The organism is Algoriphagus chordae (assembly GCF_003254055.1).
In the GTDB taxonomy this organism is placed as follows: Bacteria; Bacteroidota; Bacteroidia; order Cytophagales; family Cyclobacteriaceae; genus Algoriphagus; species Algoriphagus chordae.
The window spans coordinates 45,212-69,907 of record NZ_QKZT01000019.1 but is presented as its reverse complement, the minus strand read 5'-3'; the positions used below and the strand labels follow the sequence as shown (position 1 = coordinate 69,907).

Sequence of the window (24,696 nt, the reverse complement as noted above, 5' to 3'; positions counted from 1 at the left end):
TCAAGCCATCAATTTTAGCTTATGAAACGCAAACTAATTTTTTTCTCAGTCTTGGTCCTTTGTATGGGCACTGCGACCACAGCCAAATCTCAAGTATTACTCAGTTTGATATTCGGTGACAAACTGAATAATGAGGACAATCTCTTCGGGATTCATATGGATTATAGCTGGAATCAACTCTCAGGCGTAGAGGCTGATAAAAACATGAGAACATTCAATTTTGGTTTGTTCTATACCCATAAGTGGGATAATAATTTGCACTTGAACATCGAGATGCTAGCCAAATACCAGAGAGGTGCCGCAGGTATTCCAGCCTATGATTTGGATGACCCTAGGCTCAATTCTATATATGCTGATACAGATGTGACTAGGAAGATTAGCTATTTAAGTTTGCCTGTGACCATGCGCTATGCATATAAAGGAGCCTATTTTGTTGAGCTAGGTCCTCAGGCTTCTTTTAGAACAAAAGCCAGGGATATTTTTGAAACTGAGCTGACTCAGGGTGATGCGTCTCTGGATGTAGATATCCGTGATCAGGTGCAACGCATAGAAATGGGATATGTGACAGGCATAGGCATGTACATTGACAAAGAACGATTCAATGCATTGGGACTGCGCTTTCAAGGCGGTTTTTCAGATGTGATGAAGGATATTGATGGTAAACAGAAAAATAGTCAGATAGCCATCTACGCAAACCTCCCTATAGGTAGAGGAAAAATGAAGACAAAATAATCCTGTTTAGATATATGAAACCAAACTAAAATGAGCCTAAAATTCGTAGTTTTTCCCATTACTAAGCAATAACCTCAAATCTTTGACAATTACTTAATCGCTATTTCCTTTTGTTATTAGCACAAAGGCTTATATTTGACTATGAAGTATTAATATTTTCAGAATATTTGGTATTTAAAAGATGAGCTTAAACTTTTACTTGCTCTTTAAGAAACAATCACAACAAACCATGATGTATAAACTTCCATTTTTCAAATTGCTGTTTAGCTTGTCACTGATTCTATTAGTATCAAGCGTCTATGCACAACAAGATTCTACTACTTCAAAGAAAAAGCATAAGAAGGTCAAAGAGCCTCCTCATAAGGGAAGTATGTATTTGTCTCCTGTGCCTGTGATAGGGGCGAATCCCGCATTTGGATTTATCTATGGAGCAGGTGCCTCAGCTAGTTGGTATTTGGGAGATCCCAAGACTACAAAAATCTCCAATGCACTGGCTGGTGTAGCCTTCACCACAAAGAAACAAACGATCATTACCTTGAAATCGACAGTCTTTGGTGAGGACAATGGTTTTATATTATTAGGGGACTGGCGTTATCTTAATTCTTCTCAGCCTACTTGGGGCTTGGGAACTGGTCCACAATCGGCTCGACTGGCAGATAATGATTTTGGATTTGACGATGGTAGTATTGAAGGGAATTCTGAGGCAGATATGCTGGAGTTTCAGTTTTTCAGATTTTACGAAACTTATCTGAAGAGAATTGGTTCAAGTCATTTTTATGCAGGAATAGGAGCTCACCTGGACTTATTCAGCAATTTCACGGATCAACTACTGAACTTGGATACCATTCCAAAAGTGATCACGCCTTTTTATGCCTATAATGAGCAATATGGCTTTGCGCAGGACAAAAGCACCTTAGTTGGGATCTCTCTAAATGGTGTATTTGATACTCGGGATAATGTAAACAATCCTTACGTAGGTCGATATGCCATGATGAATGTGAAGTTCAACCCTAAGTTTCTGGGTAGCGATCAAAGCTCGACCCAATTGTGGATGGAATATCGCGAATACTTTAACCTTACTGAGAATCATAATAATATCATTGCGCTTTGGGCATTTGCCAACCTAACACTAGCTGGAGATTTACCTTATATGAACCTACCAGCGGTAGGTTGGGATCAGTATTCCAAGTCTGGAGAGCCCTATTCTCAAGGTAGATTTAGAGGTCAAAACCTGATGTTTGGAGGTTTGGAATTCAGAAAGCATCTCTTTGCCACCAAGAAAAACCCAAAATTCTTTGGAGCGATTGCTTACATCAATGCGACCACAGCAAGCAGTAAGGAAAATATAGATCTGTTTCAATACATAGAGCCAGGTTATGGGGTAGGCTTGCGCTTCAATATAAGTCAAAAAGCAAGAACCAATATAGGTATTGATTATGGCTGGGGTAGTTATGGGACTACTGGTTTCTTCCTTCGCTTGAATGAGAATTTTTAACTAAACAGATAAGATATTATGAATAGACAATTACTTCTTTCGCTGTTTTTATCAGGTTTATTAGTTTCTTCCTGCAGCATCAATAAAGACACAGACACTACTAGTGCCACCGAGAATAATGGAGAGGTCTTGCCCTTTGCGGCACTTCCTATGGAGAGCGTGACAAAGGCTCGACTCCAAGATTCTAACATGAAATGGCCAGATGAGCCTAATCGTCTACCTGCTGATGCTCCCAATGTGCTGATTGTATTGTTAGATGATGTTGGCTTTGGGATTTCCGAGACAATGGGTGGAGAAATCCACACTCCTAATTTCACTAAGATTGCCAAGGAGGGATTGCTCTACAATACTTTTCATACCACCTCGATCTGCTCTCCTACACGAGCGGCTTTGTTGACAGGTAGGAATCATACCCGAGTAAGCTCTGGTACTATTGCCGAGCGTGCGGTAGCATTCGATGGCTACACGGGTATTATTCCAAAAACCGCTGCTACGATTCCTGAGATATTGAAGGAATACGGATATCATACCTCCGCTTTTGGAAAGTGGCACAATACTCCCGCTACAGAGACTACGATGATGGGGCCTAAAAACCATTGGCCAAATGCCTATGGTTTTGAACATTTCTACGGCTTTTTGGGAGGAGAGACTTCTCAGTGGGAGCCTAGATTGACAGAGAACTATGATCACATTGAGCCTCCGCAGGATGAGGATTATCACCTCACTGAAGATCTGGTAAAGCAGGCGCTAAAGTGGGTGGACAATTCACAGGCTTTTTCACCTGACAAACCATTTTTCATGTATTGGGCACCTGGTGGAGTGCATGGTCCACACCATGTGGCACAAGAATGGGCTGACAAATACAAAGGGAAATTTGACGATGGCTGGGATGCCTACCGAGAGCGAGTATTTAAGCGGCAATTGGAAATGGGGATTATCCCTGAGGGAACGGAGCTTACCCCTAGAGATAGCACACTCCAAGGTTGGGATGATATCCCAGAGGGTCAGCGAGCTTTTCAGCGAAGATTGATGGAAGTTTTCGCAGGCTTTGTAGAGCATACAGATGCTCAGGTTGGAAAATTAGTTGACGGCTTGGAAGAGCGCGGATTGAAAGAAAATACCATCATTATCTATATTTTCGGAGATAATGGATCCAGTGCTGAAGGGCAGCAAGGTTCTATTTCTGAGCTTTTGGCACAAAACAATATTCCAAATACAGTAGAGCAGCAAATCGCAGCTTTGGGTAAAATCGGAGGAATAGAGGTGCTAGGTTCACCGCATACGGACAATATGTACCACGCTGGATGGGCATGGGCAGGAGGAACTCCATTCAAAGGGACAAAGTTGATGGGCTCTTATTTTGGAGGTACGCGTAATCCTATGGCTATCTCCTGGCCTAAGAAAATCAAACCAGACGGAGAGATTCGCACCCAGTTTCACCACGTAATAGATATTGCACCAACTCTTTATGATCTACTCGATATTACCCACCCAAAAGTGGTGCATGGCTATGATCAAATGCAAATGGATGGGCAAAGTTTAGCTTATACCTTTGACCAAGCATCGGCACCTTCAGAGAAGGAAGTACAGTTTTTTGATAACAATGCTAGCCGTGCAATCTATAAAGACGGCTGGATGGCTTCGACTTTTGGACCATTTATCCCTTGGAATACACCAGCATCAGTGAAGCGAGTGAATAACTGGGATATGGATAATGATGTTTGGGAGCTGTATAAGCTGGATGAGGATTTTTCTCAAGCGCATAATTTGGCTAAGGATAACCCGGAAAAATTGGAGCAGTTGAAGAAGGATTTTCTAGCCCTTGCGGAAGACAACAAAGACTTTCCGATAGGAGCTGGCCTATGGCTAAGAAATCATCCTGCAGATATCAGAAAGACTTCTTATAGGGAGTGGAACTTCAAACAAGATACCCGAAGGATGCCTGAGTTCACTGCACCCGGGATCGGTAGAGAGAGCAATGAAGTCACTGTTGATATGGAAGTTGGTAGCGGAGCAAATGGAGTAATATATGCTGTTGGTGGAGCTGGTGGAGGGGTAACCCTCTTTATGGAGAATGGCTATCTAGTCTATGAATACAATATGCTGCTGATAGAAAATTACTCGGTAAAAGGTAAGACTGCAATTCCTGCAGGGAAGCACAAACTAGGAATTACTACGACCGTCAAAGGTCCTGGACAACCTGGTACAGTACAGATTACGCTTGACGGACATGACTATGCCTCCGTCGATTTGGTTCGTACAGTTCCTTTGGCATTCACAGCCACAGAGACATTCGATGTTGGAGTAGATTTGGGTTCACCTGTATCCCTGGCCTATTTCAATAAGAGGCCGTTTGAATTTGTGGGAAAGATAAATTCTGTAAATGTTAAATTGAAATAGGCTATCTGCATGCTAGAAGAGCATGTTTAATTGGATAGCTTGGTTATTTAAAATTTAGCTTGGCCTACTTTGTAAATAACAGAGGGCTGAAATAAAACCTTAGAAAATAGTATTACATATAAGACCATAAGCATGAAAAAGGTATTACTGAACATATTCCTTATTTGCGTATTTGCTGGTGCTACCTTTGCTCAGCAGATTCTTCCATTCCCTCCAGTACCATCGGCATCCCAAGCTGGATTGACGATGGGGACATCGACTTATCACAAAAGAGCGCAACCTGAACACCTCCCGGCTGATGCTCCTAATATTCTGATCATTTTGGTTGATGATATTGGTCCAGGGACTGCTTCTACCTATGGAGGGGAGATTAACACTCCCAATCTGAGTAGAATAGCAAATCTGGGTGTTTCCTACAATCGCTTTCATTCTACGGCCATGTGTTCTCCTACTCGGGCTGCATTATTGACAGGAAGGAACCATACGGGTGTGGGTAATGGGCAGATTGCAGCTTTAGCAAATGACTTTGACGGTTTCAGCGGAGTAATCCCCAAAACAGCAGCTACGGTGGCAGAAGTACTCAAAGCTTATGGATATAATACTGCTGCTTTTGGTAAATGGCATAATACTCCTGAAGACCAGATTACCAATAAAGGTCCTTTTGACTTTTGGCCTACAGGTTATGGATTTGAAGAATTCTATGGCTTCCTGGCTGGAGAAGCTTCCCAATACGAGCCTACGCTAGTACATAATACTACCTACGTGACTGAAGAGCGTCCTGAGGGTTATCACTTATCTGAGGATTTGGCAGATAGAACAATCACCTGGCTTCGAGAACAAAAAACCTATGCACCTGAAAAGCCATTCTTTGTGTATTGGGCTCCAGGTGCAGCGCATGGACCACATCAGGTTCCTAAAGAATGGGCTGATAAATACAAAGGCAAATTTGATGATGGATGGGATGCATATCGTGAGCGTGTTTTCAAAAAACAAAAGGAGCTAGGATGGATTCCACAGAATACTGAATTGACCCCACGAGCGGAGACGATGGCATCTTGGGAATCTATTCCAGAATCAGAAAAGCCGTTCCAAAGAAGGTTAATGGAGGTTTGGGCTGGCTTTGCAGAGCATGCAGATTACAATGCCGGCCGAGTAATCGACCAAATTGAAGAGATGGGTGAACTGGAAAACACGCTTATATTTTACATCTGGGGAGATAATGGATCTTCTTCAGAAGGACTATATGGGACTATTTCTGAGCAATTGGCACAAAATGCTATTCCTACCAAGATTTCAGAACATATAGATGCGCTGAATGAGTTAGGAGGTCTCGATGTACTAGGTACTAACAAAACCGACAATATGTTTCATGCTGGTTGGGCCTGGGCTGGATCTACTCCTTATCAGGGAACTAAGTTAGTTGGTGGATATTTCGGAGGAACTCGTCAGCCAATGGCAGTTTCCTGGCCTATAAAAATCAAGCATGACGATACACCCCGACCACAGTTTCATCATGTGATAGATGTGACACCTACTATTTATGAGTTGTTGAGCATCGAAAAGCCGCAAGTTGTAAATGGCTTTAATCAAGATCCCATAGATGGAGTAAGCATGGTTTATTCCCTAGACGATCCTGAAGTAAAAGGCACTCATAAAACGCAGTTTTTCGATATCATGGCCAGCAGAGGAATCTATAGTGATGGCTGGATGGCTAGTACAATGGGGCTTAGACAACCATGGGTAGGAGGAATACCAAAAGGAGCAAGAACCTGGGATCCTAACAATGACGTCTGGGAGCTTTATAATCTAGATGAAGACTGGAGTCAGGCAAATGATTTGGCTAAAGAGAATCCTGAAAAGCTGGAAGAGATGAAAATGCTTTTCATCTCTGAGTCTACCAAATACAAAAACCTTCCTGTGGGTGGAGGTCTATGGGCTACAGCAATTTTCCACCCTGAAGATGCTCCTGCCTCTCCATTGACCGAATGGACATTTGAAGCGCCTTTGACTCGTATGCCAGAGTCTGCAGCACCTAAGTTGGGCAAGGTAAGTAGCTTGGTAACCATGGAGCTAGATGTTCCGAAAAATGCCAATGGAGTTCTTTATGCTCTGGCAGGATTTTCGGGTGGAGTTACTTGTTTTGTAAAAGATGGCTATGTGAATTATGAATTCAATCTTTTTGAAATCGAGCGTACTAAAATCAAATCTTCCACCAAACTTCCTGTAGGGAAATCGACGGTAGAAGTGGAATCAAAGTTGGTGGATAAAATAGGAGGAGCGATGGATATAATCATACGTGTGAATGGCAAAGAAGTAGCCAAAAAGCAAGTTCCACGAGCAATGTCTCTGCATTTCACATCCAACGCTACCTTTGATATAGGAACTGATCTGGACTCTCCGGTTTCATTGGATTACTTTGACCAGGCTCCTTTTGCATTTAATGGAAAAATCGGTAAAACTGTAATAAAATACCTCAATACAAAGTAAAAGCAAGCTTATTATATGAGGAACGTGTTATGAAAAATAATTACTTTAAAGGCTTATGACCTTCTTTATGAAAGCTTTTTATTGCCTAGTACTATTTTCTCTTCTGACATTTACAGTGAGTGCGCAGGACAAATCTGAAGTACAACCCGAAAAGGAGAAATTCAGTATGAAGGTCCTTAAGGATTCGCTGGATGGAAAGTTAGATTTGAGTGATTTCCTAATTAGTTACCATGGATTTATCCCTGTGATTCAGTTGATTACAGAGCCTGCGCTAGGTGGGATTGGAGCTATGTTTACTCCCGTTTTTATCCAGCCAAATAAGGTCCATGAAAAGGGTAAATATATTCCTCCCAATATTACAGCAGGTTTTATAGGTTACTCCGCAAACAAAAGTTGGGGTGGTGGAGCCATGCGATCTGCCTCTTTGCCAAAGCAACACCTGAAATACAAAGTGGGTGGAGGATATGGAGATATGAATATGGATTTCTTTAGAAATTTCCCCGTCATAGGGGAGAAGCAGTTAGGGCTTAATTTTAATTCAGCAATATTTTTTGGAAATATCCTGCGTGAAGTAGGGGATACCGATTTATATTTTGGGCTTCAATACCTCTTTCTACACAATAAAGTCAAACCAGAATTCGATCTTACAGAATTGCCTGATTTCATAGATGACAAGACCTTAAATAATAAGCTAAGTAACGTCGGGGTCAACATGCAATACGATAAACGGGATAATGTATTTACACCGAATAAAGGCTTGTACTTCACTTCCGCTTTCCGAGTCAATGCTTCTTGGACAGGCAGTGACTATGATTATAGGAATTGGAATATTACTGCTTTGCAATATTTCCAACTCAAGCCTAAATGGGTGAGTGGTTTTCGATTTGAAGGAAACCTTCAGTTTGGAGATGCGCCATTCTATATGGAGCCGGGAGTTAACTTACGTGGAGTACCTATGGCACGTTATCAAGGACAAGAAACCTATGTAGTGGAAACTGAGCAGCGATATGATTTCACCAAGCGCTGGAGTGCTGTAGCATTTGTAGGAGCAGCCAAGGCTCCCACCAAAGAAGTGTCATTTATCGATTCAGAATTGATTTATAACTACGGAACTGGGTTTAGATATTTGATCGCGAGAAAATTCAATATGAGAACTGGTATAGATGTAGCCTGGTCCAATGAGGATTTTGGCTGGTATATCGTCTTTGGTTCTGCTTGGAATAATAGGAATTAATTTACCCTTTATAAATATCAGGAGACAGCTGTTTTCCTGTTGCTATTAGCTGGTTTTTACAAAAAAATAACACTATGAAATCTGGAAAAAACACTTACAAAATGTTAGGACTTGGCTTGCTGCTAAGCATAACAATTTCCTGTGCCCCTCAGACTGAATCAGAGACTGAGATTAATACAGAAATAGAGACGGACAAAGTTTCCCCAGGATTACCTTCCTGGAATGATGGTGCTACCAAAGAAGCCATCATCAGTTATGTGGAAGATGTGACTAATTCCGGTAGTGCTAATTTTATTCCAGTAGCCGATCGGATTGCCACCTTTGATAATGACGGTACGCTCTGGTCTGAGCAGCCTATTTATTTTCAATTCTTTTTTGCATTGGAGCGATTGAAAGCAATGGCAGCAGATCATCCGGAGTGGAAGACCAAGCAACCCTATAAAGCTGTATTGGAAAATGACATGAAAACCTTGATGGCACAAGGTGAAAAAGGTCTTTTGGAAATAGTAATGGCTACTCATGCAGGAGTGACGACGGATGAATTTGATAAACTTGTAAAGGACTGGATAGCTACCGCTGAGCATCCAGCGAAAAAGAAGCCATTCAAAGAAATGGTTTTTCAGCCTATGCTTGAGCTATTGGATTATTTGAGAGCGAATGAATTCAAAGTTTTTATTGTCTCTGGTGGAGGCATAGAATTCATGAGGCCTTGGGTTGAGGGAGTGTATGGCATTCCAAAAGATCAAGTAGTAGGAAGTAGCATCAAGACCAAATATTCTTATAATGATGGCAAGCCGAGTATTGAACGACTTGCAGAGATTGATCTTATAGATGATCATGAGGGTAAGCCTGTTGGGATCAACCGCTATATAGGGAGACGTCCTGTGTTCTCGGCGGGTAACTCAGATGGGGATTTGGACATGCTTCGTTGGACAGATTCCAATGAACTGAAAACCTTTAAACTCTATGTACACCATACTGATTCGATCAGAGAATATGCCTACGATAGAAAATCCCACATCGGTACCTTTGATGAAGGACTAGATGAAGCTACAGAAAAAGCCTGGACCATCGTAGATATGAAGGAGGATTGGAAAGTGATTTATCCTTTTGATAAGTAATTTATAGTAGAAAATCTTTAGCTATGAGATTGTCGGATTTTAGTAAAATAATTTTCCTGTTTCTTGTCATAAGTCAGCAGGTGTTGGCGCAAGACGAGAAGAAGCAGGAAGAGGAAGAAGGAAAAACTTCAGTGAAATTATCCCAGCAAGTGATGAATCCCACTACCCTTGCCTGGCAACTTCAACTCGAAGAATACACCATTTTTGATACAGAGGGGCAAGATGGCTTTGCCCAGAATTTCCGATTTAGAGGGATTATTCCTTTAGAAAAAGGGCTCTTGCTTCCATTCCCACAGCTGATTCGTGTGATTGCATACGTCAATACCGCTCCTAACGGGCCGACTGGCTTAGGTGATCTTACCTTGAATCAGTTTTTTATTATCAGCAAAAAAAGTTGGGGTCAATTCGGTGCAGGGTGGAATGCGACTATTCCTACTAGAACCTCCTCAGAATTAGGCTCTCCTCAATTTCAAATCGGACCAGCAGCTACTTTGACCTTCACAGATCTCGGCAATTGGCAGATGTATTGGATTCTGGAAAACTTCTTTTCAGTGACAGGGAATGATAAGTATGGGTCGAATATTTATGCAGTACTCCAGCCAAATATCTTCTACACTTGGCCAAATGGCGTGTATGCAGGGATAGAGCCGGAGTGGCAAATAGATTATAAAACTGGGCAGGTGGCAATTCCTATAGATTTCAGACTAGGATATATCTGGTCGGGCAAGTTGAAGTACAATGCTTATATAGAGCCAGAAATCATGGCATATCGCTCTGAGGGTTATACCAGAAATTTGAATAATTTTGGAATTCGCTTTGGCTTCCGCTGGTACCTGCCGATGAAGGGGGAATAATGTGTATTACTGCCATATATAGAAGGAAGCCCCATTTACCAATTTCTCTAATTAGATCTAGAATTTATCTTTTTTGAAAAGAGCCCTATATTTCCACTCATGAATAAAAAGATTAAGAAGTCTCCAAGCTTGGATAAGCGTTGGATTATTAGCCCAGCGATTTTACTTTTTGTATCTGGATTAGCAGCTCTTGTATATCAGGTCTTATGGATCAAGCAGTTGTCCATCGTAGTAGGGGTAGATGTACATGCAGTCAGTACAGCAGTCTCGGCCTTCTTTGCTGGTTTGGCCTTGGGAAGTTACATTTTTGGTCGCAGGGCAGATCGACTTAGTCATCCACTTCGCTTATATGCGATGTTAGAAATTGGTGTGGCCATTCTTGGAGTCATCGTGACTTTTGCTCTTGGCAGGTCGGCAGCTCTATTTGCACAATTGCAATTGATGGCGGGACCATTAGCATGGTTGTTACCATTCCTGCTGGTAGCTGCTCCAGCTTTTCTGATGGGAGGCACACTGCCAGTATTAGTTCGTTCTATTTCTCCTAACAAAGATCAATTGGGCTATGCCGGAGGTCTATTGTATGCTGCCAATACGGCCGGGGCTATTGCCGGAGCTTTGTTAACCTCTTTTGTACTGATACCAGCCTTTGGCGTATTTGGCTCCTCAGTCTTTGCCGCAATACTAAACCTGGCAGCCGGAGTAGGAGCTTTTTTACTCGTAGGAAAAGACTTACCTGCAAGTACCAAATCTAAGACTGCTGCTGATCCTGCAGGGAAATCCCTGGCACTTTGGCTGTATGCTATTGCAGGAGGATTGGCACTTGGATACGAGGTGATTTGGTCGCAGGCAGTGGTACAGTGGACGAGTACGAGGACCTTTGCCTTTTCGGTGGTGTTGGCAACATATTTATTGGGCTTGGTATTAGGGAGTGCATTCTTTTCCCGAAGGGCAGACCGTACTAAAGATTCCTGGGGCGTATTTGGTTTTCTAATCGCAGCAGCAGGAGTTACAGCCTTGCTTGCCTTAGCATTTTCAGGTGATGTATTGACCAATTTCCAAGAATCTGCAGGAGATTTTGCTTTCAAAATGCTACCATATGAAGGTTTTGCACGAGCAGCCAGATTTTTTGTAGTGGCTGGATGGCTAGTTCTTATTCCCACGATGCTCCTAGGAGCGGCCTTCCCGGCAGCATTGAGACTTATAGTAGATCCTGCAAATTCAGGCAGAGACACTGGACGAATAGTTGCTTTCAATACGGTGGGAGGAATAGTGGGGACTTTGGTGATTGGCTTTGTTTTAGTGCCTTTTCTCGGGATAGAGCGTAGCCTAGGGTTATTGGCATTCGCTGCAGTAGGGATAGGACTTGTAGCTGTATGGAAAGGACATGGGGTGACGAAGGTCAGCCGCAATGCAATCTTTGCCTGTGCTGGGATCGCGATTTTAGGAGTGGTTTTGCTTCCTTCGGATCATCTTGTCAAGCTTTTGGCTAAAGGACATGGAGGTAAATTGATATTTCACGAGCCTAGTGCTGCAGGTACGGTTGCCGTAGTAGAGCAGCGAAGTGCAGAGAAAAGCTTTAGGAGACTATATATTTCCGGAGTTTCCAATTCTGGGAATTCCATGACTTCCCAGCGCTACATGCGTTTGCAGGCATTATTGCCGCTTATCATTAGTAAGGAAGAGCCCAAGTCTGCGCTGGTGATTGGCTTGGGAACAGGGATTACCGCCGGTAGTCTTTTGTACTACCCAGGTCTTGATAAGAGAGTCTGTGCAGAGCTTTTGCCTGCAGTGGTCAGGGCCGCTAGTCTTTTTGAAGGAAATAATAATGTGACTGAAGATTCACGCGTAGATATTCGTCTTCGGGATGGAAGGTCTGAGCTTTTGCGAAGTAAAGAACAATACGACTTGATTACGCTGGAGCCACCACCGCCTTCTGCTGCAGGTGTAGTCAATCTTTACTCTAGTGATTTCTATCAACTGGCCGCAGATCGACTCAATCCAAATGGATTGGTAGCGCAATGGTTACCCTTGCCTACGCAGACAAATGAGGATACTCGCTCCTTGGTTCGAAGCTTTCTGGATGTGTATCCTTATGCTTCAGTCTGGAGTACCGAACTGCATGAGATGCTCTTGATCGGTTCCAATGAGCCATTGGAGTTGGATGTGGATAAGATAAGCGAAAGATTTAATCAGCCGGAAGTCTCCGCAGCGATGCGGGAGGTAGGGATCAATACTACAGCAGAATTGCTGGCTACATGGATTACAGACCGTGACGGACTAGAAGCCTATGCAGGAGATGCTTTGCCTACCACAGACAATCAGCCTAGAATAGAATATGGAGATTGGGTAGTACCGGGTGAATTTACGCATGCCCTAGTTGCACTCAATGATGAATATAGAGCTCCACAGCTACTTCATGCAGATCCAGCCTTGCTTGAAGAGATAGAACTTAAGCGAGAAATTTTGCTACGCTTCTACGAGGCGGGAATCTACGCCTATGAAGGAGACGCAAAAAACTGGGCCATTGCCATGAAATGGGTCAAACAACGCGCTCCGGAAAATCCATATTACCTATGGTTTATGGCTTCGGAATTCGAAGACTAGCTATCTTTGTGATTTCAATAAATTGTTAAGAGATCAATTGCATTATTATGTAAAAGTGAAATTGTACTGATGGATGGAAAAAAAACTAGCTGAACTTGCCTAAAGATTTGTTTTTGCTTTTTTTTTACTAGATTTAAGCAATTGAATTTATGTAGTACTAAAGCTGATTTTATCATAATCATATCAATCTAAGCTTGAATACAGCCAGTTGGGCTGTAATCTTACAAAAATTTGATTAGCAATTTTAAACACACTATAAACTTTATACCCTTAATTTTTGCAGTTATGATTAAAAACAAACTAAAATTATCGCTCTTCGCCATGACCCTGTTTGCCACAGGAGTGATGGCGCAGGAGAAGAAACCAAATATCGTCGTGATATTTGGAGATGATATTGGTACGACCAATGTCAGTGCCTACGGCATGGGTGTTGTAGGCTATCAAACTCCTAATATCGACCGTATTGCGAAGGAAGGTATGATTTTCACGGATTACTATTCCGAGCAAAGTTGTACTGCAGGTAGATCATCCTTTATTACTGGCCAGACGATTTACCGTACCGGTCTTTCTAAAGTAGGTCTTCCTGGCTCAGATGTAGGGTTGAGAAAAGAGGATCCTACAATCGCAGAACTGCTAAAGCCTCAGGGTTATGCTACTGCACAGTTCGGTAAAAATCACCTAGGTGATTTGGATAAGTTCCTTCCTACGAATCATGGTTTTGATGAGTTCTTGGGAAATCTTTATCACTTGAATGCTGAGGAAGAGCCAGAAAATAGAAATTATCCTCAAACTCCAGAGTTTAAAGAGAAGTATGGTCCAAGAGGTGTGATCAAATCTTCTTCTGATGGAAAAATCGAAGATACGGGACCATTGACTAAGAAGCGTATGGAAACTATCGATGAGGAGACTTCCGCAGCGACAATGGATTTCATGGAGCGTCAGGTTAAAGCTGATAAGCCATTCTTCGTATGGTTCAATGCGACCAGAATGCACTTGTATACGCACGTGAAAGAAGAGAATCGCGATAAGCCAGGCTTGACTGCACGTACAGAATATGCTGACGGTATGATCGAACACGATCAGATTGTAGGTAACATCCTAGATAAAGTGGACGAATTAGGAATAGCTGATAACACTATCGTTATCTATACTTCTGATAATGGACCACACAAGAACTCTTGGCCTGATGCTGGTTTGAGCCCTTTCCGTAGTGAAAAGGAGACAAACTGGGAAGGTGCGTACCGTTCTCCTGCTGTAATCCGTTGGCCAGGTAAAATCAAGCCAGGTACTATTTCTAATGAAATCGTCAGTGGTTTGGACTGGGCTCCTACTTTATTGGCTGCAGCTGGTGAGCCAGATATTGCTAAAAAGTTGCTGACTGGATACCAAGCGGATGGTAAGACCTTTAAGGTTCATTTGGATGGTTACAACATCTTACCTTACCTGACGGGTCAAGTGGAGCGTTCTCCGAGAAAAGAATTCTTCTACTTTAATGATGATGCGCAGCTTACTGCTATTCGATTTGAGAACTGGAAATTGGTATTCCTAGAGCAGAGAGTTCAGGGTACTTTGAGAATTTGGGCTGAGCCATTTACAGAGCTTAGATTACCGAAAATGTTTGATTTGAGAGCTGATCCATATGAGCAGGCTGATATTACTTCAAATACCTACTACGATTGGTTATTGAGACATGCCTTCCTTATCGTACCGGCTCAACAGTATGCGGCTCAATTCCTGGAGACCTTTAAAGAATACCCTCCTCGTCAGCCACCGGCTAGCTTTAACCTGGAAGATGTAATGAAGAAACTGTCTGAAGCAGCAGGTTCTGAATAACATTTAATTCTAAGTGTGTTAAATAATCATATCGCCCTGTATCCATTGGAACAGGGCGATTGTGATTTTAGCTTATATTTATCCGATTTATGGGTAGGTATTTCACCTATAAAGACTTGAAATACAATTTGTAGCAGTACTAAAATGCTCGATACTGGCCAATTATAGTTGCGTATTTCCTGAAGATTATTACTTTTATAAAGTAGATTTAGGTATTAATAAATCGGCTATTTTGTAGCTAATTGGGCCTTCTTAACGTATTCAAGAGTACAATTGCATTTCTTTTAAACTTAACAAATCATTAAAAAGCAGTTCAAAAGTTGATTTCAAAAACATGAAAACTATGAAAAATCAAATTAAAAATTTAATGCTAGGAGCATTATTGATGCTATTCTCGGTATCGGGATTTGCTCAAGTAAAAAGTGATTATGATAAAAACGCTGATTTCACCGGCTATAAGACTTATTCATTTGAAGGATGGCAAAAGGATTCTGATAAGCAATTGAATGATTTTGACAAAAAGAGAATCTTAGATGCATTGAAAAGTGAATTTGATGCAAGAGGAATGACCTTAGTCACTTCAGGTGCTGATGCAGCGATTGCACTTTATGTAGTGTTAGATAAGAAAACTAGCACCACTGCCTATACTGATTTCATGGGTGGATTGGGTTATGGTCCACGTATGGGATGGGGAATGGGAGTAGGAGGAATGGGCATGGGCTCTGCTACTACTACATACTCAGACAATGATTATACTGAAGGCACATTGGTTGTAGACATGTATGATGCATCTGGCAAGAAATTGATTTGGCAAGGAACTAGCACTTCAGTGGTGAATGAGAAGCCAGAGAAAAGAGATAAAACTATTCCTAAGCAGATCGGTAAATTGATGAAGCAATTCCCAGTTGATAAACAATAGTATTGTTTTAATAATGGATTATCCTCATTAGGCAGAGCCTAGAGTGCAAAGGAGAAAGACGTTGGGTTAATTTGACTCCGTTTTTCTCCTTTTTTAAATTGAACCTTATAGGATAACAATCTGAACTTATTGCTCTTTCCCTTTTATTCAAAGCACCCTTAACCCTATCAACATGCGATTGATCTATAGCTTCTTTATAATCCTGATGATATGCATCGGAGGACTTCAAGCCCAAACTGATACTACCGATCACACAAAGGATATAGGTTGGCCACGACAAGTAGAGAAAGACGGGGCGACCTTGGTATATTACCAGCCCCAAGTAGATGAATGGGATGATTATAAAGTGCTCAAAGCGCGAGTAGCTTTTTCCTTGACTCCTGCTGATGGGAAACAAGTCATGGGAGTAACTTCGATCAGAAGTCATACCTTGGTTGACAAGGAAAATCGCACGGCATTTCTTCAAGATATAATTGTTGAGGGCGTCAGATTCCCCTCCGTAGATCCTGCTGATTCTGAAAAGCTGCAAAAAGTTTTTGAAGAGATTATGCCTAATGGCGGAGAGTCATTTTCTGTAGATAGAATAATGGCAGATCTTCAGCAAGGCAAAGTCCAGGCAAAACCTGTTGCAGTTAAAAATGACCCGCCAGTCATATTCTATAGTGATCAGGATGCTATTCTACTTTCTATAGATGGTGATCCAGTCTACGCTCCGATTGAAAAGACTAATATGGAGTATATCGTCAATACTAATTGGGATGTATTCCATGAAAAGAAGAAGAATGAATATTATCTCTTAGCAGATAGTGCATGGCTATCGGCGACTGAGTTGAAAGGGCCTTGGACTCAAGTGAAGAGTTTGCCTAGGGAGATGAAGAAACTGCCGACTGGAGAAAATTTTGATGATGTGAAGAAAATGGTTCCTCCATTAGGTTCTGTTGCCGCACCAAAAGTTTTTTATAGTACCAGCCCAGCTGAGTTAATTTTATTTCAAGGACAGCCAAGATATACGGAGATTACCGGGACCAAGCTTCTATATGCAAGCAATACGGATAATGACGTTTTTGTAGACGAGACGAAAAGTGACTTTTACGTGCTTTTTTCCGGGAGATGGTTTAGTTCTAAATCTTTAGAAGGTCCTTGGGTTTATTCAGGGAATGATCTTCCAACCGATTTTTCTAACATACCGGAAGATTCTCCTAAAGCTAGCGTATTAGTTTCGGTGCCAGGTACAATTCAAGCTTCTGATGCTGTGATGCTCGCTCAGATACCTACGACAGCCATTGTGAATAAGGCGGAGGTAGAAGCCAAAGTAAAAGTGGATTATGATGGGAATCCAGAATTCAGACCTATCGCGGGAACTTCTCTTTTTTATGCTTCCAACACACAGCAAAAAGTGATTAAAGTTGGGAAGGAATATTACCTATGCTACCAAGCAGTGTGGTTTGAATCTGCAGAGCCAAAAGGCCCTTGGAAAACGGCAGACTCTGTACCTTCTGAGATCTACTCCATTCCTCCAAGTTCTCCTATGTACAATGTTACCTATGTGACGGTAAGTAATCCTACTGATACGACCGTGCAAAGTAATACCACAGGAGGTTATTATGGAATGTTTGTCATGGGAATGACAGTAGGAGCCACAATTGCATATGGTACCGGATATTATTACCCGCCATACCTTTTTTGGGGTCCCTACCCATATCCTATCTACAGACCTTGGCCTATGACTTATGGCGTGGGCGCGGTGTATAATCCTTGGACAGGAGGCTTTGCTGTAGGGCGCTCGGTATATGGACCTTATGGAGCAGCACATACAGCTGGATGGTATAATCCTGCTACGGGTCGATATGGTCGTTCCGCGAGTGTACAAGGATGGTATGGGGGTCGTACATCTGCTAGTACCTATAATCCTTGGACAGGCACTTATGCCCATACCAATCAAGGACATAGCCCTTATGCTCAGTGGGGGAATTCAGTAGCCACAAGGGGTAATCAATGGGTGCAAACAGGCCATGTGACCACTGCCCGTGGTACTGCCGCAGGGTTTAGAACCTCTGGTGGAAATCAGGGCGTCATAGCTCATGGAGCAAATGGAACAGTAGTCCATACTGATAATGGGGTATTTGCTGGCCATGATGGTAATATATACCGTCGCAATGAAAATGGGAATTGGAGTCAGTATAATAGGGGGAACTGGAACTCAATGAATAATAATGGTCGATCCTTATGGAATCCATCGCAGCAGCATGTACAATCTGGGCTTGAAAGATCCCAGTTTTCAAGACAAAGAGGGCAGTTTCAAACTCAAAGATTCAACTCATTTCAGCGAATGGGTGGAGGAGGAATTCGAAGGTTTTAAATTAGCTTAGGTCTTCCAAATAGCAGAAAAGATTTGGACAATGATTCTGTAGTTCATTTAGCTAAGGGTATGAATTCCAATTTTTGTAATTTTGTGACTTTGGCAGCTGAAGATATATTGGGTTGTAGGCCTATTCAAAGAAACTAACAAGATTTAATAATGCAGAAATTCAAGTTTTTTATAATTGCCATTAGCCTAGGGCTCAGCAGCAGCTTATGTTTTGCGCAGGAAGAAAAAGTGAATGCTGAATCTGAGGAGCCTAAAGAATCCGAAGGAAAGCATACCATAGCGTTCTTTATTGGACATGCGAGAATTGGTCAAGGAACTGATTCAGAGGGTAAAAGGCAGTTTAACATGGTTCCTTCGGTATCTATAGATTATAATTATTGGATCAGTACTCGTTTTGCTTTGGGGATTCATACTGATTTTTTGAATGAGAATTTCTATGTTGAGTCTGAGGAGGATGGTGCACCAATAGAACGGGAGAGGCCAATAGCTCCTGCCCTGATGGGCACCTACATGCTAGGTGAGCATTGGAGTTTTGGGCTAGGCTTTGGAGGAGAATTTGCCGAAGGAGAGGATTACTTTGTTACGCGTTTTGCTATTGAGTACGGAGTAGAGATTCGAAATGGTTGGGCAGTGCTTGGGAGCTTGACACAGGATTTTCGTGCGAATGCATATAATGTGACCTCCTTTGGAATTGGGGTGGAGAAACGATTTGGGAACTAGGATTTGATGTCTTTACTAGATATCTTATGTTCAATTCCAGCTTAGAAGAAGTAATGAAGTCAACTACTGCTGGTCAGGAAGGCAATTAATCAGGTAGATTCAAGTAGCGAAATAGTAAAAAAATCTCCGCTATTTTCATTTTTAAACAAAACAATAATTATATGAGTTTTGACTATTTCTCGCTTGTAAAACATATGTCTAAGTCAATTACCGCTTTTATTTTGCTTGCACTTTCTTTTTCCTGCACTGAGAAACCTGTTGAAAATGATATTCAGCCAGTAAAACGAAAAATATCCGGGGCCACTTTGAAATTGGCTTCTTGGGAAACTGCTCCACGCACTCGAATTCTAGAATGGGTGGAGGCAGCGACCACAGAAGGTTCTCCTGACTTTATCCCAGTACTTGATCGCGTCGCAGTATTTGATAATGATGGGACGCTCTGGTCTGAGCAACCTATGTATTTTCAGTTGGCCTTTGCAATCGACGAGGTCAAAAGAATGGCTCCAGAGCATCCTGAGTGGAAAGATAATGCTTCTATCAGTGCGCTTTTAAATGGCGACATGAAAGGATTTCTTTCTGGAGGTGAAAAAGCCTTGTTGCAGACAGTTGCTATTACGCATTCAGGCATGTCAGCCGAAGAGTTTGATTCACATGTGAAAAACTGGATGAAAACGGCTACCCATCCGAAAACTGGAAAGCACTACAACGAAATGATATTCCAGCCTATGCTTGAATTGCTTCAGGTTCTTAGGGAGTATGAGTTTAAAACTTTCATCGTTTCCGGTGGTGGAATTGACTTTATGCGTGCCTGGACAGAAGAGGCTTATGGAATTCCTCCTTACCAGGTAGTAGGCTCGCAATTAGGCCTTACTTATGTGGATTCTCTTGCTAAGCCAGAATTGATTAAAACTCCTGAATTGTATTTTAACGATGACAAAGCGGGTAAACCAGTTGGTATCTATAGACATATTGGCAAAAGACCAGTATTTGCTGGAGGTAATAGTGATGGTGATTATCAGATGTTACAATATACCAGCACTGGTGAAGGGTCACGATTTGGATTGATTGTCCATCATACAGATTCAGTACGTGAAGTGGCTTATGACCGAGATTCTCATATTGGTCAGTTGAGCAAAGGTTTGGATGATGCAGCTAAGTACAACTGGCTAGTAGTAGACATGCAGAAAGACTGGAAAGTCATTTATCCATATGAGCTAGAAAAGTAAGTTGATTAGCTAAGGTTTCTTATCATTTGGCCTTGAAAAGGGAATATATTCCTATTGAATTTGGTTTTCTGAGTTCATTTTAAATGAGGATGAAAAGGCAATTGTTAGTTCTTGTGAAAAATTGTAAGTTTATAAGGAAATTCTAGTATTTATGCAGGCCAGAAAGAATTCTGACAATCTAGAAAGGAAATTGATTTAGTAACTAATTATTTAAACACATATGAAAAACAAATTAACTCTTTTGAAATCTGCTGTTCTGCTACTTTTCTGTATGCCATTTTTGGCGCAGGCGCAGGATAAGCCCAATATACTTGTCCTCTGGGGTGATGATATTGGATGGTCCAATGTAAGTGCCTACAATATGGGTATGATGGGCTACAAAACTCCAAATATTGACCGTCTTGCCAAAGAAGGAGCGGTATTTACGGATTGGTACGCACAGCAGTCCTGTACGGCAGGTCGAGCGGCTTTTATTTTAGGTCAGCATCCATTTAGAACTGGTCTTTTGACAATAGGTATGCCGGGTGCAAAACAAGGTATTCAGGAAAACCAGCCTACTATTGCAGAATTACTAAAACCACATGGCTATACTTCTGGCCAATTTGGTAAAAATCACTTAGGTGATCGTGATGAGCATTTGCCTACCAATCATGGGTTTGATGAGTTTTTCGGTAACCTTTATCACTTAAATGCTGAAGAGGAGCCAGAAAGCTACTACTATCCGAAGGATCCAGATTTCAGAAAGAAATATGGTCCAAGAGGCGTTTTACATTCCTATGCTGATGGTAGAATCCAAGATACGGGGCCATTGACAAAGAAAAGAATGGAAACAGTGGATAAGGAGTTTACAAATGCTGCTATTGAGTTTATAGAGAAAGCTCATGCTGATGGCAAACCGTTTTTTGTATGGTTAAACTCTACACGTATGCACGTGTGGACCCACTTAGAAGAAGGTAGTGATGGAGTAACTGGTATTGGTCTATACCCTGATGGAATGGTAGAACATGACAAGGCAATAGGTCAAGTTTTGGCCAAGTTGGAAGAACTTGGAATAATTGATAATACTATTATCATGTATTCTACGGATAATGGTGCTGAGAAATTTACTTGGCCTGACGGTGGTACAACTCCATTTGCTGGTGAAAAAGGTACGACTTGGGAAGGTGGATTCCGCGTCCCTAGTATAATTCGTTGGCCAGGTGTAATTGAGCCAGGTACTATCTACAATGATATCTTCTCCCATGAGGATATGATGCCTACGTTGGTAGCCGCAGCTGGAGAGCCAAACATCAAAGAAAAAGTATTGACTGGATATCAGGCTAATGGAAAGACATTCAAAGCTCATTTGGATGGTTACAATATGCTGCCTTATTTCAAAGGCGAAGTAAGTGAGTCTCCACGAAAAGAGATTTTCTATTTTGATGCAGCTGGAAACATGAATGCGATCAGATATAATAATTTCAAATTGCACTTTACTATAATGGAAGGTTCTATTGCTGAAGCTTACCGTAAATCTCCAAGTTGGCCAGTTGTAATCAATCTAAGAGCTGATCCTTTTGAGGTGTCATGGAATTCTGCTCTCTATATTAAATGGTATGCAGATAATATGTGGATGTTTGTACCTGCTCAGCAGAAAGCCGCTGAGTTCTTAGCTACCTTTAAGGATTTCCCTCCTGTGAAAGGTTCATCATTATCAATCGATGAAGTAGTGGAATCTATGACTTCACATCCAATACAACAGTAATTTTCTATTCAAAAATATCTTTCAAACTGCCGGAATTCCGGCAGTTTGTTTTTTTAGCAAGCTGTGGTTTATAGCTACACCTTTTTTATTTGGGCTATCCTAACGCTAAACACCTTAATTCCTTAGTGAACCCAGATTATTCCAAGCCCCTCTTTGCCTTATAAAGCTTGTAAATGCTGTCATGACTATTCAGAATTCTTCCGAATGCAGGGGATTTGGATAGATGTAAATATTTTTTATCGCAGTGATTTTAGGGTTTGTCTCATAGATTAGCCTGTTCACCGCAAAACCAAAAAAAGGAAGATTTCACCTTGTATGTTTGAATCAGAAATCAAAAACAATCACTTCTGCTAACAGGCAGAACCAAAAAACAAACATACTATGAAAACGCTATTTAAAATTACATCAGCTTTAATGCTCTTCTTCATCATCGGTACGAGCAATGCAGAAACTCCACTAGTTAGTCTATCTGATGGAGATGAGCCAAAGACACTAGTATTGAATTTTGACGCGGAATCAACCGAATCAACGCTCAAATTAGTGAATCAAGCGAATGAGACCTTATTGACAGAAAAGCTTAGCGACGGGACATTCAACAGAAAATTGAACCTAAAGAATCTGGAACAGGGTATCTATTACTTCAGCGCTGAGAATGATAACAAGTCTGTGGTCTATACCATTGAAGTTGACAATACATCAGCTAGAGTTATTGATCGTTCCGAAAAAGTGAATCAGATTGTATTTAGAGAAGTAGGAGAATTAGTTCAATTGAATCTATTCAATCCTGAAAGTCACAAAGTAACCGTAGATGTCTTAAACGAAGATGGTTCGCTACTTTTCAATGAAACCATCAAAAAAACTGTATTAATAGGGAAGCAATTCAATTTCGAAAATGCATTTAAGGGAGAATATACCATTAAGGTATCCGATGGACAAAGCGCTTATCAGCACAAGATTGAAATACTGTAAAACGATTTAATCATTATTGATCAAATGACCTCTAAGCTATTGGAGGTCATTTTTTCTTTCCTACCTAAGTCCTCCAACTTGCATTTACTAGCAAATCACCGCACAGTTTCAAGAAGTCCAATTCAGGCGTTTACCTACTTTAGACTATATTGAACTCAATTGACACTCCGCCATGATACCCATCAAAAAATTTGTAAAGAAGCATCAAGTAGTCATCATCCATGGGTTTGTTTGGTTGATATTGTTTTTGATGCCTATCATTTTTACAAATGAAATGAAGGATGGATCACCTCGTTCAGCCAGAGAGATGGAATTCCTTTATTTGAGTACCATCTTAAAATTTTTCTGGATGGGGATGTTCTACATGAATACAGCTATCCTGATTCCTAAATTGCTGTATAAGAAAAAATGGGTAATGTTTATAGGCGCGGAACTACTCATTTTCATAGGTATACTAATGATCCAAAGTGCTTTTTACAATATGATTATCACTGGGAGGCCATTTTCCTTTGAAAGATCTATTTATGGGAACAGTATTCCTTTTTTACTAACAGCTTTGAGCAGTATTTTATATAGAATGGTGACTGATAGAGCCAGTGCTGAGAAGCAACTGGTAGAAAAGCAACAGGAAAATCTGAAAACTGAACTTGCATTTTTACGCTCCCAGATAAGTCCGCACTTCTTATTCAATGTATTGAACAATATTGTAGCCTTGGTCCGATTGAAAAGTCAGGAGCTAGAACCTACTATTTTGAAGCTATCCTCCTTACTGCAATACATGTTGTATGATACTGACGAAGAAAAAGTCCGATTAAAAAGCGAGGTTGACTACCTCCAGAGTTACGTGGACCTACAGAAACTTAGATTTGGAGATCGGTTGACCTTGAATGTGAACTTTGATTTGCAAGAGGACTGGCACTTTATAGAGCCCATGCTTTTGATTCCCTATATTGAAAATGCCTTTAAGCATGGGACAGGGATGATCGAAAATCCTACCATTAAGATTTCCCTAACGGTGGTTAATAATCAACTTGTCTTTGAAGTAGCGAACAAATACCTTGAACAGGATCTGGCTAAAGACAAGGACTCAGGGATTGGACTGGTAAATGTCAACAGAAGGTTAGAGTTGCTATACGATAAGAGACACAAGCTTGAGATTAATAAAACGGAAGAATGGTTTACGGTTACCTTAAAAATAGATCTTGAATTATGATGAATTGTCTAGCAATCGACGATGAGCCCTTGGCCTTACGATTACTTGAATTTAATATTGAGAAGGTATCGTATTTGAACCTGGTGGCTTCCTGCGAAAATGCTTTTGACGCGATGGAAGCATTGAGTGCAAACTCCATTGACTTAGTGTTTATTGACATTCAAATGCCTGGGCTTAGCGGCTTGCAATTTATCGCCAGCCTGGAAAAAAAGCCATTGGTAATCTTCATTACTGCCTACAAACAATATGCTATCGAGAGTTATGATCTTAGCGTGGTAGATTATTTGTTGAAGCCTGTTGCGCTTGAGCGGTTTATCAAAGCCTGTAACCGAGCTCATGAGTTGTTTTTGCTCAAATCTGGAGCTACCACCAAGCCTGTTAAAACTGGAAGAGACCATTTTTTCGTCCCCATGGATTTTGGGCAGCACAAAGTGAAGTTTGATGATATCATTTGGGTAAAAGGCTTTGGAGATTATTTGAAGATCTACCTGAAAAATGAAGCCCATCCCCTTGTAGTTCGAATAACTTTTAAGGAATTAGAAATTGAGCTGCCAGAAAATTTTCTACTCCGAATACATAAATCATATGGAGTTGCTCTCAATGCAATCACCAGTATTAGGAAGGGCAGTATTTTCATAGATGAGCTAGAATTGAGTATAGGTGATGCTTTCCGAGAAAGGGTAGAAGAAGTGGTATTGAACAAAAGGAATAGGATGTAATGGCTTTGGATTGGTTATTTAGGCATCATCCATAGCAAAAAATAATTCGTAATAAGTC

The 24,696-nt window shown here is 41.2% G+C and carries 17 protein-coding genes; all 17 read left to right on the top strand.

The genetic code is table 11. From position 1 onward, the window contains the following. Nucleotides 1-21 precede the first annotated feature (21 nt). Nucleotides 22-732, top strand: coding sequence for an outer membrane beta-barrel protein (locus LV85_RS17915; protein ID WP_111322007.1), 711 nt, complete (start codon nucleotides 22-24; stop codon nucleotides 730-732). A 229-nt stretch (nucleotides 733-961) separates the two neighbouring features. Beyond that, a complete protein-coding gene (locus tag LV85_RS17910) occupies nucleotides 962-2,227 on the top strand; it encodes a BamA/TamA family outer membrane protein (RefSeq protein WP_111322005.1) in 1,266 nt (421 codons plus the stop codon). A gap of 18 nt (nucleotides 2,228-2,245) precedes the next feature. Continuing rightward, on the top strand, nucleotides 2,246-4,627 hold the full coding sequence (locus tag LV85_RS17905; RefSeq protein ID WP_111322003.1) for an arylsulfatase: 2,382 nt from the start codon (nucleotides 2,246-2,248) through the stop codon (nucleotides 4,625-4,627). A gap of 132 nt (nucleotides 4,628-4,759) precedes the next feature. After that, nucleotides 4,760-7,114: an arylsulfatase gene (locus LV85_RS17900; protein WP_111322001.1), complete on the top strand. Its 2,355-nt coding sequence runs from the start codon at nucleotides 4,760-4,762 to the stop codon at nucleotides 7,112-7,114. A gap of 67 nt (nucleotides 7,115-7,181) precedes the next feature. After that, on the top strand, nucleotides 7,182-8,348 hold the full coding sequence (locus LV85_RS17895; RefSeq protein WP_111321999.1) for a BamA/TamA family outer membrane protein: 1,167 nt from the start codon (nucleotides 7,182-7,184) through the stop codon (nucleotides 8,346-8,348). Nucleotides 8,349-8,422: 74 nt separating this feature from the next. Beyond that, on the top strand, nucleotides 8,423-9,469 hold the full coding sequence (locus tag LV85_RS17890) for an HAD family hydrolase (protein ID WP_111321997.1): 1,047 nt from the start codon (nucleotides 8,423-8,425) through the stop codon (nucleotides 9,467-9,469). Nucleotides 9,470-9,492: 23 nt separating this feature from the next. Beyond that, on the top strand, nucleotides 9,493-10,323 hold the full coding sequence (locus LV85_RS17885) for a hypothetical protein (protein WP_111321995.1): 831 nt from the start codon (nucleotides 9,493-9,495) through the stop codon (nucleotides 10,321-10,323). Between the two features lie 99 nt (nucleotides 10,324-10,422). Next, nucleotides 10,423-12,927 carry a fused MFS/spermidine synthase gene (locus LV85_RS17880; protein WP_111321993.1) on the top strand — a complete coding sequence of 835 codons (2,505 nt, stop codon included), beginning with the start codon at nucleotides 10,423-10,425 and terminating at the stop codon, nucleotides 12,925-12,927. Nucleotides 12,928-13,212: 285 nt separating this feature from the next. After that, nucleotides 13,213-14,760 (top strand): arylsulfatase, encoded by a 1,548-nt coding sequence (locus LV85_RS17875; RefSeq protein WP_111321991.1) that lies wholly within the window; start codon nucleotides 13,213-13,215, stop codon nucleotides 14,758-14,760. Nucleotides 14,761-15,103: 343 nt separating this feature from the next. Further along, nucleotides 15,104-15,679, top strand: coding sequence for a DUF4136 domain-containing protein (locus LV85_RS17870; protein ID WP_111322038.1), 576 nt, complete (start codon nucleotides 15,104-15,106; stop codon nucleotides 15,677-15,679). A gap of 172 nt (nucleotides 15,680-15,851) precedes the next feature. Beyond that, the gene (locus LV85_RS17865) at nucleotides 15,852-18,038 is read left to right on the top strand and encodes a hypothetical protein (RefSeq protein WP_111321989.1); all 2,187 of its coding nucleotides are present in this window, start codon (nucleotides 15,852-15,854) and stop codon (nucleotides 18,036-18,038) included. Between the two features lie 159 nt (nucleotides 18,039-18,197). Beyond that, nucleotides 18,198-18,767 carry a hypothetical protein gene (locus LV85_RS17860; RefSeq protein ID WP_111321987.1) on the top strand — a complete coding sequence of 190 codons (570 nt, stop codon included), beginning with the start codon at nucleotides 18,198-18,200 and terminating at the stop codon, nucleotides 18,765-18,767. A 161-nt stretch (nucleotides 18,768-18,928) separates the two neighbouring features. Next, the gene (locus tag LV85_RS17855; RefSeq protein WP_245942363.1) at nucleotides 18,929-19,993 is read left to right on the top strand and encodes an HAD family hydrolase; all 1,065 of its coding nucleotides are present in this window, start codon (nucleotides 18,929-18,931) and stop codon (nucleotides 19,991-19,993) included. Between the two features lie 220 nt (nucleotides 19,994-20,213). Next, on the top strand, nucleotides 20,214-21,737 hold the full coding sequence (locus LV85_RS17850; protein WP_170125631.1) for an arylsulfatase: 1,524 nt from the start codon (nucleotides 20,214-20,216) through the stop codon (nucleotides 21,735-21,737). A 381-nt stretch (nucleotides 21,738-22,118) separates the two neighbouring features. Next, entirely contained in the window at nucleotides 22,119-22,706 is a 588-nt protein-coding gene (locus tag LV85_RS17845; RefSeq protein ID WP_146260501.1) for a hypothetical protein, read from the top strand. Between the two features lie 172 nt (nucleotides 22,707-22,878). Beyond that, the gene (locus tag LV85_RS17840) at nucleotides 22,879-23,919 is read left to right on the top strand and encodes a sensor histidine kinase (protein WP_111321980.1); all 1,041 of its coding nucleotides are present in this window, start codon (nucleotides 22,879-22,881) and stop codon (nucleotides 23,917-23,919) included. Next, nucleotides 23,916-24,638 carry a LytR/AlgR family response regulator transcription factor gene (locus LV85_RS17835; protein ID WP_111321978.1) on the top strand — a complete coding sequence of 241 codons (723 nt, stop codon included), beginning with the start codon at nucleotides 23,916-23,918 and terminating at the stop codon, nucleotides 24,636-24,638. The genes LV85_RS17840 and LV85_RS17835 overlap by 4 nt, the downstream gene beginning before the upstream one ends. Nucleotides 24,639-24,696: the final 58 nt, after the last annotated feature.